The sequence below is a fragment of the Bradyrhizobium sp. 26S5 genome (assembly GCF_036923295.1).
Lineage (GTDB): Bacteria > Pseudomonadota > Alphaproteobacteria > Rhizobiales > Xanthobacteraceae > Bradyrhizobium > Bradyrhizobium septentrionale.
In genome coordinates this window covers 1,350,896-1,364,672 of sequence record NZ_CP145948.1, presented here as the reverse complement: position 1 = coordinate 1,364,672, position 13,777 = coordinate 1,350,896, and the positions used below count along the sequence as shown (strand labels likewise).

The 13,777-nt window shown below is 57.0% G+C and carries 13 protein-coding genes; 1 reads left to right on the top strand and 12 read right to left on the bottom strand.

Annotated features, from left to right (window positions below; all coding sequences use genetic code 11):
• Positions 1–70 precede the first annotated feature (70 nt).
• Positions 71–676 carry a hypothetical protein gene (locus V5279_RS06490; protein ID WP_207835057.1) on the top strand — a complete coding sequence of 202 codons (606 nt, stop codon included), beginning with the start codon at positions 71–73 and terminating at the stop codon, positions 674–676.
• Positions 677–685: 9 nt separating this feature from the next.
• Here the strand turns inward: V5279_RS06490 and V5279_RS06485 are convergent, their stop codons facing one another.
• The 12 genes from V5279_RS06485 to sufD form a co-directional block, all read right to left on the bottom strand.
• Entirely contained in the window at positions 686–1,081 is a 396-nt protein-coding gene (locus V5279_RS06485; protein ID WP_338695948.1) for a Rieske (2Fe-2S) protein, read from the bottom strand.
• A gap of 645 nt (positions 1,082–1,726) precedes the next feature.
• Positions 1,727–2,578 (bottom strand): host specificity protein, encoded by an 852-nt coding sequence (locus V5279_RS06480; RefSeq protein ID WP_224496567.1) that lies wholly within the window; start codon positions 2,576–2,578, stop codon positions 1,727–1,729.
• 477 nt (positions 2,579–3,055) lie between these two features.
• Entirely contained in the window at positions 3,056–3,355 is a 300-nt protein-coding gene (gene fdxB / locus V5279_RS06475) for a ferredoxin III, nif-specific (RefSeq protein ID WP_176529038.1), read from the bottom strand.
• A gap of 13 nt (positions 3,356–3,368) precedes the next feature.
• Entirely contained in the window at positions 3,369–3,569 is a 201-nt protein-coding gene (locus tag V5279_RS06470; RefSeq protein ID WP_166073365.1) for a CCE_0567 family metalloprotein, read from the bottom strand.
• An 8-nt stretch (positions 3,570–3,577) separates the two neighbouring features.
• Complete coding sequence (locus V5279_RS06465; RefSeq protein WP_338695943.1) at positions 3,578–4,042, bottom strand: NifX-associated nitrogen fixation protein; 465 nt, start codon at positions 4,040–4,042, stop codon at positions 3,578–3,580.
• A 6-nt stretch (positions 4,043–4,048) separates the two neighbouring features.
• Positions 4,049–4,444: a nitrogen fixation protein NifX gene (nifX, locus tag V5279_RS06460; protein WP_166073337.1), complete on the bottom strand. Its 396-nt coding sequence runs from the start codon at positions 4,442–4,444 to the stop codon at positions 4,049–4,051.
• Entirely contained in the window at positions 4,441–5,850 is a 1,410-nt protein-coding gene (nifN, locus tag V5279_RS06455; protein ID WP_176529036.1) for a nitrogenase iron-molybdenum cofactor biosynthesis protein NifN, read from the bottom strand. Before nifN ends, nifX begins: the two co-directional genes overlap by 4 nt.
• 8 nt (positions 5,851–5,858) lie before the next feature.
• Entirely contained in the window at positions 5,859–7,505 is a 1,647-nt protein-coding gene (gene nifE, locus V5279_RS06450; protein WP_338695936.1) for a nitrogenase iron-molybdenum cofactor biosynthesis protein NifE, read from the bottom strand.
• 95 nt (positions 7,506–7,600) lie between these two features.
• Entirely contained in the window at positions 7,601–9,157 is a 1,557-nt protein-coding gene (gene nifK, locus V5279_RS06445; RefSeq protein ID WP_338695934.1) for a nitrogenase molybdenum-iron protein subunit beta, read from the bottom strand.
• A 67-nt stretch (positions 9,158–9,224) separates the two neighbouring features.
• Complete coding sequence (gene nifD / locus V5279_RS06440; protein WP_338695932.1) at positions 9,225–10,727, bottom strand: nitrogenase molybdenum-iron protein alpha chain; 1,503 nt, start codon at positions 10,725–10,727, stop codon at positions 9,225–9,227.
• A gap of 469 nt (positions 10,728–11,196) precedes the next feature.
• Complete coding sequence (locus V5279_RS06435) at positions 11,197–12,444, bottom strand: cysteine desulfurase (protein ID WP_176529032.1); 1,248 nt, start codon at positions 12,442–12,444, stop codon at positions 11,197–11,199.
• Positions 12,441–13,763 (bottom strand): Fe-S cluster assembly protein SufD, encoded by a 1,323-nt coding sequence (gene sufD / locus V5279_RS06430; RefSeq protein WP_338695929.1) that lies wholly within the window; start codon positions 13,761–13,763, stop codon positions 12,441–12,443. Before sufD ends, V5279_RS06435 begins: the two co-directional genes overlap by 4 nt.
• Between the last annotated feature and the right edge of the window lie 14 nt (positions 13,764–13,777).

Genomic DNA, 13,777 nt, shown 5'->3' with positions numbered 1-13,777 from the left:
GGCAAGCAATTTGCATTGCATTCGCACCGGCCAAGTCGTCGGTGAGGAGCTCAGATCGAGGACGATTTTAATGACTGCAATCGAAAACACCGCACTCGGCAAACTTGAGAAGGAGGGTCGCCTGCTCAATGCCGTACTCAAAGGCGGGACCACCAAGCCGGGCCGGTTCGGCTTTCGCGGCGATGTCGCACTGAAATTCCAGACCCAGGTCGCCGACGAGAAGCGACCGCCGGACTATTCCATCGAGCAGGTTCTAACGATCGCGCAGGAAGGAAAACGCACTATTCCGGTGCTGGCAGGGTATCTGCATTCCTTCGCGTATCTGGCTGACGTCGCAGCCGTCCTTGACGGCGCCTTAAGCCCGAATGGCAGCTATTTCATATTCTGCAACAACATAGATTTGCTGGCGAAATACCGAATCAAGCTCGGTGATGTTACCTTCCACGTCTTACCGTGTGACGAATCCACCGTTTGGAAGGAGATGATGGACCTGGTCGGAGTCAGCAAGGACGACATCAAGAAGCTCGATGCGGGCGGCAAGCTTGATTACCTGCTCGATGCGGCAAACGACATCGAGCTGTCCGATCTTGAGCTATCCTATGACGAGATCTCGTACGAAGACGGGCTGAAGAGGATGGAACCCGTGAAAAACCGTAACGAAAACCGGCCGGTCTGAACGCAGCCTTCATTCGTTGGGAAGCGCATCGTCTTCGACAAGAGGCATACCGACGACACAGATATCACCATCCAGAACCGTCAACGCAATCGGCGTGAGCGCGCCACCCTTACATGGACCTTCGACGCACCGTCCCGTGGCGAGCTCGAAGGTCGATCCGTGCTTGCCGCACATCAGCCGGATGCCGTTTGGATCCAGGAATTCGTTCCAGTTCCAGTCCAGATTGACGCTGTTGTGCGGGCATTTATTGGCATAACCAAACACCTGCTTGCCCCACCGCACTACAACGATAGACCACGGCCGGTGACCGCCCTCGTCATCGACGACCATCAGATGGAAACCCATGGCCCGGCGGCTTGGAATGTCGTTAATGCCACAAATCGCATAGATTGCATCTGGCTGCATTCATTGCTCGTTTATTGCAGGACGCTCTTCATTTCGCGGGACGATCAAACATGCAAGAACCGTAGAAGAGCCAGAACCGCTCGGCTTTCTGACGATCCGACCTTAATGCTTCGTCAGTGCAGCGCAGCTGATTGGCGCAGGTGCACGATTGGGTCAGCTCCGCGCGAGCATCGAGGATTATTGCCTACTCCCTGCCCATTCGCAGCTGCAACTTTCGCGCGCCAACTTCTCCGACACCTTACTGAACTAAGCGCAGTGGTTGCTCACTGATCGCCACAGCCTTTCCACTTGCGCCAACTAGACCAAATGACGCTGCGAATTGTGTCGCGATCGTCACCTTGGCATATAGTTTGATCCGAAGCCTCCTTGAGCACATACCGCCCTCAACCCGCTCATATCATGACGCGCCGTTGCATTGGCTACACGATTGGGGCGCGGATTCGTACTCGATCTTCGTTGCACCGATTCCAGCTGCACGGCCCGCAAGCGCGAGAATATCATTACTTTCTGAATAGGATAGGCAGGCGAATGGGGCCGCACGCTGCTAACGAACGCCCCCTCGTTTAACGCTAGGACCTTTGCGGCGGCGCGTCCATTCACGAAACAGCCGTCATTTCCTGCCCAGGTCTCTTTATTGCGGCTGTTCTACTCCATGCGCAATCCTTCGAGAGCTTGCTCCAAGTAGAATGACGGATCATCATCTGAAGAGGCCGCTTCGGCACTTTCGACACTTGCTTCAGAAGCGGTGTCACTATCCTCGACCTTAGTAAGATACTTCGTAGGTTTGTCTACTCGCTGCCACTCGTTGCTCTCGTTTTTCGTCCACACTTCGGGATGCTGGTTAGGATCAAGCGCCCAATAATTACGCCCCATGTGAACAAAACCCATTTCGGCCAGACGAGGTTCCATGCCCTCCAAGCCAGGACGTGACAAGACCAAGGGATGGTCGCCGTCCTGTCGCAGTTGATGCTCCAGCAGAATATCGCCCGCGTTCTCGACCAACGGATGAGTAACCCGAAGGTCAACCACGGACGTGATATCATTGCGTCCAAACTGTTGCCGAAACTGCTCCCCCTTGATTCGAGCCGGCCCACCTGCTCTTAAAAGCCCGACAGTTTCATCACCCAACTGATAGCTGTAGAATCGTGCTGGCTTGCTTGGATCATCGTAAGTGTGGAGGTAGCTTCCAGCAACCATTCCTGCGCGCCGAGCCTTCCCGGACACGAAATCCGAGTACTCTTCTGGGTTACTGGCGATGTGCCTGATGTCACCGCCCAAAAATCTCCTCACTCCCTCCGTGAAGGAAGATCGATCGATCTCTATGATCGGCGGATCGGAAGCCAGAGAGTATGGCGTCGTTGTCACCGACGACGACGCACCGGGCTCCATGCCGGCAACTGTGTCCGCAAATCGCGGGCTCTCTCCCTCATCTCCAGACTCATCAACGTGGCTGGCGCTTCCAGACTGGCTGGACGATCCGACGATTCTGCCATACATCAGATTCGCTCTCCTCTCGGCACAATTACTCGCTGTATGAGCTCGTGCCGCACGAGCTCTGCGGAGGATGATATACAGGTTAGCTGACCATAACCTGACGCATAGGCAGCCAATTTAGGCTCTTCCAATCCTCAAGGGAGCAGGCAAACAAATAAAGACGGTACCGTTCACCCGAGGAGCGTGCTCCCTCATCTGGATCAGCATTGCGCAATGCGTTATGACCTCAATCGCAATACACCTGCACGAAACGCTGACCCCACTGCTAAGAGACTGATCTTCGAGACGGTGTTGTCACCCAAGGGTATGCGCTTGCCTTGCCGATCAAACAGTCTTAGCTGCAACGTCTCCGCTCGCTGTGTCTTAACAACCGAAGCCGTCAGAACATGCGGGTCTGATCTCCTTCGCAGATCAAGTGATCAACAATGGATCTATTCCATTGCAAATATAGCGCCTGCCGCAAGCGGGCTAGGCCACCGGTCAGGCAGCTTCGGCTGGGGCTGAAACATGGACCTGGCAATTGGCCGGACACACTCTGGCGCACGCGCCGCAGCCGATGCAGGCGCCCTGATCATTCAGAACCATGATCTTCTTTTCGATCTCATCGTCCTCGTCATCGTCAAGATCAACAAGTTCGCCGTCCTCGCTGATTCCCTTCAACGCCATGACACCTCGGCCACACACCTTGAAACAGCGGCCACAGCCGATGCATTTTTTGGCGTCAATCGACATCAGGTAGTCTGGCGTCCAGTCGCGGCCATCGCGCGCTGTAAATGACATGAGTCGGCCCCTCTTAAGTATTTTCCAACGCCTTCAGATCATGGTTTCTGCGCTCAAGTTCGGCATAGGCATCGTGCGCCTTCTGCGCAAACACCATGATCGAGGTCCAGTTGATGGGCAATTCCTCCGAAAGGTCGTGCAGATCCATTTTGGCTTGTAGCGCTTTGGCCGATAGCTTCTTTATTTCAGCCTTCAGTGTTTCACGTTCGCTCATCGGTATCCTCAATAGTTCGCCACGTCCGGAAACTTCCGTATCAGGTCGATTCCCTCCCTGACATATTTGCCTCCCTCTTGCGCGAGCTTTGCGAGGCTATCGAACCCGAAGCGATGCACATCACGCAGCCGCTTGTTCACGGCGATCAGCCGGCCTCCGATCAGCACGATGCGGCCAAATCCTTCATGATGCAGCTTCAAGATCGGCTGGATCATCACACCGGCTTCCCTCTCGACCGCGAGCGCGACCGCGTTGAAGAACAGTTCCAGCCGCCACAGCGTATCGGGGCCAGGATCACCGACAATCGGCAACGCACGCCGCTTTTCCTTGTCCAAGACATAGGGCTCGAGAAGGTCGAGATCGCTCTTGGCCTTCCAGGCTCCCGTGGTGTCCTGAGCGCGCCAAATCTTTACTAGCTCCTTGATGAACAGCGCATCGGCGGAGCTGTCCTGCTGCTCTATTTCTGCTGTCATTTCATCTCATTCGTCGAACTCGAATGTGCTCCGCTGGTCCTTTGCCATTGCCTTGCGTAGCCAGGGAGGTGGTGTGCCTCTTAGGACATCCTCGAGCTTTTCGAGCAACACCAGAATGTTTTCTGGCTTGTTTACCTTGATCGGATGGATCTTGTTGGCGACCACCCGGGCAGCACCGGCGCCGCCGATGGCAGCAACGTAAAGAATTGCGCAATCTTTAATCGCCTCGATCTTCGGCGCTAACTTGTCGTCGTTGCCGTCTTCCTTGAGATCGCCCTCAAACTCAACCGCTTTGAGAAACACATGTCCGCTTGGCGCGACCTCGTAGATAGCAATATTCTTTGCCCAACCAAAATGAGCATCGACGCGCCTTAGATCTTGAGTGGCGAATGCGACCTTCATGCAGTCGACCTCTCGGCTGCACCGATGGAACTGAGATGCCCGGACCTTGATGGCAGTGCGACCGGAGCCCGCCATCGATCGGGCGTAGGTTGATGGTTCTCCTCGCGGTCCGCGATCCCGAGATTGGCGATATCGAAGATCAGATCGCGGGTACCACGATAACCAATCGATAGTTGGTGCCCTGCGCCAAGTCGATCGAACATCGGAAAACCCGCACGATAGAACGGAATTTTCAGCCGGGCAGCCGCTTGCCTGCCATGCGAATGCGTGATCAGCAAGTCGCAATTCTCGGTTCTGGCAAGCTCTTCGAGATCCTCAAGATCACCAATTAGCACCTCGTTGGTCTTGATCCGCTCGATCACCGCCGATTGTGTGGTCGTTACGGCCGCACGCACCTGCGCCCCCATCTCGTGCAGCATACTGGAGAGATCATATAGGAGGTCTGGCTCAGCGGCGATCGCAAGTCTGCGACCACCAATATGGAAGTGCGCGTCCAGCATTGCATCCGTGAGCTGGCCGCGCTGCCGCCGATATTTCGGTGGCACGGGACGGCCGCTGATTTCACTCACAAACGTCATGAATTCGTCGCACGGACCGAGGCCGCACAGCCGCTCGAAGAGGCGAAATGGAACGCCGCTTTTGGCCTGCATGACCTCTGCCGCTCGCCGCATCTGCGCGCCGATTGCAATGGTCCACCCGGCGCGGCCCATGCTCGCGATCTCGTCGACGCCGATGCCGCCGATGGTCGTTGACGTAAACTCGTCGGGGATATGCCCATCGAGCGACGCTGCCAGGTCAGGCAGGAAGGATGGCCGCAACCCACAATCCTCCAGGATGGCACGGAGTTCGTCAAGATCACCCGGCGTGAGGTGACATCCTGGAAGAACGTTCACTCTCGAGGAATCGCGCAGGCCGTTGACGTTGGGCCCTTCCACCAGCAATTCCACAATGCGCGTCACAGCCTTCTCCCAGCCGTCCTGGAACGCGCCCTTGAAATCGGGTGTCGAGACATAGACCAGCGGCAATTTCGCAAGTTGCCGATGCTTGTTTCGGATTAGCTTGAGGTAAGCATCCACATCGTCCCCGTTAGTCTCGGTGATGCCGGTCGAGCAGATTCCGACGATCTTTGGCTTGGCTCGGTTGTAGATATTGAGTATCGCCTGCTCGAGGTTCTCATAGCCGCCGAGCACGGTCGCGACCTCGCTCATCGCGGTGGTCTGCAGCGGTACCACCTCCTTGAAATGCCGCACAAAGAGCGTGAGCCCGAAAGAAGTGCATCCTTGCGAGCCATGCAGAAGCGGCATCGCCCCGCGCAGCCCCATGAAGGCGAATGCGCCGCCAATCGGCTGGCTCATCTTCAGCGGGTTGACCGCGCAGGCTTTTGTTGGCACCGTGGTGAGGGCCATGATTCCCCCTATTCTGCGGCCTGCAGCATGGCAGATGGCGAGGACACCAAGATGTCCTCGATGCGTCTCTTGCAGCAACCACCGACCGCATCGGTGTGCTCTTTGACTTCCTCGACGCTTCTCAGACCATGCGCGTAGATCGCATCCTCGATCGTGCCGAGATCGACCGTGTTACAGTGGCAAATCTTCCTCGCGCGGCGCGCCGTTTCGGCGAGCGCCGGTTCGCAGGTGATCTCGGCCGCCGGCGACTGCATATGCAGCTTCGCCCTGGCCAAGGCCTCCCATGGTGCCGGTCGACGTACCTGCTCCCACATCGGATTTGAGAGCGACTTGTCGATCTCCTCCACTAACTTGATCATTCCGACATAGCCCATATAGGCATGGCATCGCTCCTGGTTGATATCGAGCCAAGGCGTCGCTGCTTTCAGCGCGACGAACTGCGATTTGCCGCCCGATAGCATGATGTCCGCTTTTGCGCCCTTCAACATCTCGTACATTTCACGCGGCGACATGTCCTCGATCATGTGGGCATCCTGTCCCATGAGCTCCTTGATGCGCTCTTTGTCCTCCCTTGTCGATTTCTTCACGCTGGTTCCGACCAATTCGAGCCCGGCCTCCTGTAGTGCCGCAACGACCGACCATGACTTGACCCCGCCGGTAATCAGCAAAGCCTTCTTTCCCTTGAAGCGTGACTTGTACGGTTTGATCGCGGCCCAGGCCCGCGCCTCCTCGCGCGCGATCACCGCGTCGGTGCGCCCGAGCAGATCTTGCGGTGCGCCGCGCTCAACCAATAAGCGGGCAATCTGGCGCAGCGAATCACTTGAATCCTGGACACCGTAGAACGAGCCTTCGAAGAACGGGATTCCGTAGCGTTCCTCCATCTTGCGCGCGACGTTGATCATGCCCTTTGAGCACACCAACATCGCCGCCCGCGCGCGATGGGATGACGCGACTTCACGATATTTGGCATCGCCCGAGATGCATGAGAGAACCCGGATTCCAAGCTCATCGAGCGAAGGCTTAACTTGCCAGAGCTCCCCCGAAAGATTGTATTCTCCGATCAGATTGATGTCGTAAGGTGTGGTGCGGTCTGGCTCCCGCGTTCCGATCACATGTTCCAGCAAAGCCTCGCCGGCGAGCTTGTTGCCGAGGTTCTTGGAGCCAACGAACCCCGGGGAATTGATCGGGATGACCGGTTTGCCAAACCTTTGCGAGGCGGCCTTACAGACCGCGTTGACGTCGTCGCCGATCATCGCGGGAACACAGGTCTGATAGACGAAAATGGCGGGCGGGTCATGCTTGTCGACGATTTCCTTGATCGCCTTCCAGAGCCGCCTCTCACCTCCAAATACGATATCGGTTTCGTTCATATCGGTTGTGAATGCGGTGCGCCATAGATTCGAACCGGAAGACGCCGCGCCGCGATTGTCCCAGGAGTTGCCTTCGCAAGCGATTGGACCATGCACCAAATGAGCGACGTCGGTAAACGGCTGTAGCGCGATCTTAGCACCGTCGAAGGCGCAGCCGCCCGCCGCACTACCCGGCTGCAGTAGCTTGGTGCATCCCTTCTTGCGCTCAGCCTCCGACTTACTGCCGTTCTTGGCGCAGCCCGGCTCGTTGAAAATATTCTGGACCGTAGCTGACAGCGAACTCATCCGTTCTCCTCTTAGCCGAACTAATTGCAAGTTGAGCCATCGTGCGCTTGTGCTATCGCCAGTGTTTTCGGCGACGGCACGTGCATTGTCCGTCATCAACGAATGATGTCGAAGCTGTAGTCAGTTTTGCCAAGAACGTTGGTCTTCCGGTCGATTTCGTCGAATATCTTGTCGAGGATCTTCACCAGCACATTCAGGCCGCCCTGATAGCCCCACACAGGGGAGCGGTGGTGATGATGCCGATCAAACACCGGAAAGCCCATGCGGATCAGTGGCGTTCCTGTGTCACGTTCCAGGTACTTGCCATAGGTGTTGCCAATCAGAAGATCGACCGGCTCGGTGAACAAGAGCGAGCGCATGTGCCAGAGGTCTCGCCCCGGATAGGACTGGCAGGCATGCCCAAACGGTGAGCCTGCAAACAGCGCCTGCATTTTGTCCTGCCACGCCGTATTGCCGTTGGTGGACAGCACATGGGTTGGTTCGGCGCCGAGTTCGAGCAGAAAGGCGGCCAACCCATAGCAGAGATCCGGATCGCCATAGATTGCGAACTTCTTGCCATGGATATGCGCGCTGGAGTCAGCGATGGCATCAACCAAGCGGCCACGCTCTCGCGCGAGTTGCTCCGGGACCTGCTTGCCGCTGATGCGTGATAGCGCCAGGAGAAGGTCATCTGTTGCGGAGACGCCCACCGGGTAATTGAAAGAGACGACGTCCTGGCCATGCTCAGACACGAGCCGCAGCGTTTTTTCGGTACACCACTGCTGCATTGAGATTGTCGCCTTGGCGTGAACCGCGTTAGCTGCGTCTTCCAGCGTGGTGCCGCCGTCATACATCCGGAAATCGCCATCAGTCGGGGTATCGAAGACGTCGGAGTTATCGGCCAGTATGGTGTATTGGATACCCATCAGCGCCAAGATGCGCTTAATCTCACGAAGGTTTCCGACGGTGTAGCCATCGAACCCACCAATGATGTTGATCGACTCGTTTGGCTTGCGCTCCAGCTTCGGCGCTGTTCCGGCCTTGCCGTCCCAGAAATGCTCCAGAACACCCTTGAGTGCGTTGTCATACCCGGTGACGTGGCTACCGACGAACGCCGGCGTGTGTGCAAACGGCACGTCGAACTCCGCCGGAACAGAGCCCTTTTCCTTCGATGTCTTGATGAACGCATTGAGATCATCGCCAATCACCTCGGCCATGCAGGTCGTGGAAACCGCAATCATCTTGGGCTTGTACATGTTGTAGCTGTTGGCAAGTCCATCGATCATGTTGTTCAAGCCGCCGAACACCGCGGCGTCTTCCGTCATCGAGGAAGAGACGCAGGAACTCGGCTCCTTGAAGTGCCTCGACAGATGGCTGCGGTAGTAGGCCACGCAGCCTTGCGAGCCGTGGACGAAGGGCAGCGTGCCCTCAAAACCGACCGAGGCGAACACGGCGCCAAGCGGCTGGCAGGCTTTGGCCGGATTTACCGCCAGCGCCTCCCGCGCAAAATTCTTCTCGCGGTATTCAGGCGTTTTCGTCCATTCCTTGATGCGTTCAACCTCGGCTGGATCGCGGGAATTCTCGAACATCTTCTTGTTAGCCAGCATCTGCTGGTATTCTGGACCGCGAAACAGTTCGAGATGATCGAGCACGTGTTCTGCACTCTGCGCCATTTTTGAGATCCTTCACTATCGAAATTGGTATCGTCCCGGCTCTCCACGAAGAGCCAGATACATTGCTTTATTCTGCAGCCAAGAGCTTCGCCTTCGAAGCTTCTTTCCAAGGCGCTTTCATCTTCTTCCAGATCGGCGAGTTGACAGCCATATCCATGTCGCGCGCGAAGATCGCAAAGCCGTCATAGCCGTGATATGGACCTGAATAGTCCCAGGAATGCATCTGCCGGAACGGTATACCCATCTTTTGGAAAACGTATTTTTCCTTGATGCCCGATCCGACCAGGTCGGGCTGGAGCTTTTCGACAAAACTCTCGAACTCGTAGCCATTGACGTCGTCGTAGATGAGCGTGCTGTCCTTGACGTAGTGCTGGGCGGTGCGCTGATAGTCGTCGTTGTGGCCGAACTCGTATCCGGTACCCACGACTTCCATCCCGAGGTCCTCGTATGCGCCAATCACATGACGCGGGCGAAGACCGCCGACGTACAACATCACCGTCTTGCCCTCCAGGCGCGGGCGATATCTTGCTATTACGGCGTTCACCAGCGGCTGGTACTTTTCAATCACCCGCTCAGCGCCTTCTTTAATCTTATCGTCGAAGTAGCCCGCGATCTTGCGCAGCGACTCTGCGATCTTTGAAGGTCCAAAGAAGTTATACTCGCACCACGGAATACCGAACTTCTCTTCCATGTGGCGGGAGATGTAGTTCATGGAGCGGTAACAATGCAGAATGTTGAGCTTTGCCTTCGGCGTTGCCTCGAGCTCAGCGAGTGAACCGTCACCAGACCACTGCGCAATCACCCGCAGGCCCATTTCCTCCAGAAGAATTCGCGATGACCAGGCGTCGCCACCGATATTGTAGTCTCCGATGATCGCAACATCGTACGGCGTCGACTCAAACTTCGGTTTACCACCTGGCTCGAACTTGTCGAAAATCCAATCGCGCACGGCGTCGTTGGCAATGTGGTGGCCGAGCGACTGCGAGACGCCGCGAAAGCCCTCGCAGCGGACCGGCACGATGGTCTTGCCGCCATACTCCTTGGATTTCGCTCTTGACACAGCCTCGATGTCGTCTCCAATCAATCCGATCGGGCATTCCGACTGGATGGTGATGCCGTTGTTGAGTGGGAAAAGCTCCTGGATTTCGTCAAGAACTTTGACCAGTTTCTTGTCGCCACCGAATACGATATCCTTTTCCTGGAAGTCGGAGGTGAATTGCAGGGTCACGAAGCTATCGATCCCGGTCGTGCCAACGTAATAGTTACGACGCGAGCCCCACGAGTACTGACCGCAGCCCACCGGTCCATGGCTGATATGGACCATGTCCTTGATCGGCCCCCAGACCACGCCCTTGGATCCTGCGTAGGCGCAGCCTCTGATTGTCATCACACCAGGGATGGATTTGATGTTGGACTTGACCCCACAGTCCGACTTGCCGGCTTGGTGCACGTTGAGATGCTTGGCGCGCCGTTTTGCGGTCTTCTCCGGATAGACCTTCAGCACCTCCTCAATCAGCTCTTTGTTGCGAGCCCTGATTTCTGCGATGCTCCGGGTCGAGGCGAGGCTCATGCTGAGGTCCTTCGAGGGTTAGCTGTTGCGAGAGCGGCTTCGTGACCTAGAGTTTTGCAACGAGCATGCCAATGCGGCGCGAGCACAAAAAGCGGAACGATTTATATCAGTTAGCGCGCTCGGTGGTGCAGCACGGGGTATTGTGGCTAACGCGACATTGCGCTTTGCCCGGAGAACCCTTCGTTTGGTCCTGTTCGAAATGGAACAGGGGCGGCGATATGTGAAGTAGCGCCGCACGATTCCAGATGTGCGGCTGCCGATCGCGATGCTCCGCGCTCGAGAGAGCGCCCGTAACAAGCGAACCGAGCGGCAAAGGCCGGCTGATCGAGCCCGGGTTTGCCTACGCCATCCATGCCTGTTGAGATCTACAGATACTTGCCTTCAGCGACGACGATGATGCCAACGGTTATGACGTCGTCATCGTCTGGAGTTCGATGCTCCACCGCCCAGACGCCGCAAGTTCACGGGCTCACGAGAACAGCTGTCGCGCCTTGATAAGTGCCCGCACGAGCGTATCAATCTCTTCACTTGTGTTGTAAAGTGCGAAAGACGCACGGCACGTCGCCAGCACACCCAAGCGCTCGAGCAGCGGCATCGCGCAATGGCCACCCGCCCGCACTGCAACTCCGGCGCGGTCGACGACCGTGGCAATGTCATGTACATGCGCGCCTTTCATATCAAAGGAGATGATCGGCCCCTTTTCGGCCGGCGTCCCGATGATTCGTACGGCGTTGATGTCCCCTAGCTTCTCATTTGCGTAGGCGAGCAGCGCGTTCTCGTGCTTGCGGATCTGTTCTTTGCCTATCGAATTGATGTAATCTAAAGCCGCCCCCAAACCGATCGCCTCGACAATCGGCGGCGTCCCCGCCTCGAACCGGTGCGGCGGTTCACCATAGATGACGCCGGCACGCGAGACCTGACGGATCATCTCGCCGCCACCATTGAAGGGCGGCATTGACGAAAGATGCTCTGACTTGCCGTAAAGCACGCCGATCCCTGTCGGACCATAGAGTTTATGGCCTGTCATTACGTAGAAATCGCAATCGATGTCGCAGACGTCGACGGTCAAATGGACACATCCTTGCGAGCCGTCGACCAGTACGGGAATACCCCGTGCATGTGCGATCCTCACTACGTCTTTCACTGGCAAAATGGTACCCAGCACGTTCGACATCTGAGTGATCGCAACCATCTTGGTGCGCGGGGTCAAGAGCCGCTCAAATGCATCGAGCAGGAAATTGCCGTCATCATCAACCGGCGCCCACTTGATGACTGCGCCGAGCCGTTCTCTTAAAAAATGCCACGGCACAATGTTGGAGTGGTGTTCCATAATCGACAGAACGATCTCGTCGCCGGCGCTGACCCGTTCACGGCCGAAGGTCTGGGCGACCAGATTGATGGCCTCCGTGGCGCTGCGGGTGAAGACGATCTCTTCGTTCAGATGTGCGTTCACAAACCGCGCCACCTTGGTACGGGCGCCCTCATACGCCTCCGTCGCCGCATTCGCCAGATAGTGCAGGCCGCGATGTACGTTGGCGTATTCGCTGGAGTATACATGCATCATGCGGTCAAGAACCGCATTCGGCTTTTGCGCGGATGCGGCGTTATCAAGGTACACAAGCGGCTTGTCGTACACCGTCATGGACAGCGCAGGAAAGTCCGCGCGCAGACGGCTGACCTGGTAACTACCGTTGCCTATCGCGGGGTGCACACTCATCGCGCCCGCAGCCAGTGTTCAGCTCGCGCGGTCACAAATTCGCGCAGATTGCCGGCGGGGATCTCCTCGATCGGCTCGCCAATGAATGCTCTAATCAACAACGCCTGCGCATCCTTCTCTGATAAACCTCGAGCGCGCAGATAGAATATGAGACTGGTGTCCAGCGCACCTGAAGTCGATCCGTGGCCGCAAGTCACGTCGTCGGCAAGGATTTCGAGTTCGGGCTTATTGTCCGCCTCGGCCTGGTCGGACAGGAGCAGCGCGCGCGTCATCAGCGCGGCATCCGTCTTCTGCGATGCGGGACGTACGACGACTTGGCCCTGGAACACCGAGCGGCCGCAATCGTCAACGACCGCGTGGAACTTATTCCGACTGATGCAATGCGGCACGGCGTGGTCGACTACGATTGTTGTGTCGGCGTGCTGTTTTTCCCTGATGAGATTGACCCCGTTCGCCGAGAGCCTGGATCCCTCGCCGGCCAGTGTGACGAATCCCTGATAGCGACCGATGGAGCCGCTGCAGGTCATGCTGAAGAGATTGAGGCTCGCTCTGGTACCGACTACGATGATTCCCGACGAAAGGTTCACGGCGTCAGCGGCATCAGCTGCCACCCGGATATACGAAAGGCTCGCCTCGTCACCAACCAGGACAATTATCGCATCGTTGGTTTGATATCGGCTCGCGCCATCAGCCGCGACGAATGTTTCCACCACAGCCGCGTGCGCTCCCTTACCTAGCTGCAGGTAGGAACGGGTAAAATCGGACACCGACAATGAGGTTGCAACGTGAACGATCTGAATGGAACGCTTAATCGCGCTGCCCTCGGCGATCGTAATCACCAGGCCGTCGGTCGCCATCGCGGCATTGAGCGAGATCATCGCATCAGTTGTGGTCGAAAGCACCAGGCCGGCCATTGCACTGTTGGCCGGATTCTCCAGAATCTCTCGCAACGACCGCACATCGACCCCATTTTCGAGGCTACCGACGTCGGATAGCTCGGGTGCGAATATTCCATCCACCAAAACCAGTTTGACTGCTTGATCGGCAGCCGCTTGCATGACCGACGACTTTGCGCGCACCAGCGCAGCTGCATCTGGTCGCGGAGCGAGTGGCAGTACCTCGCCGATCAAGGCGCATAGATCTGTATATTTCCAAGCCTCGATGCGCCGATGCGGGAGGCCGGCACGCTCGTAGGCCTCGAATGCCCTCGCACGGATATGGGCGACAGGCCCACAGCCAGGCAGCCGTCCGTGCGCCGCGGTGAAGAGATTGCTCTTTGCACGTCCGGCGTCGGCTTCTCTTGCCAAAACTTGCTTCATCAGGAAATCTCTTG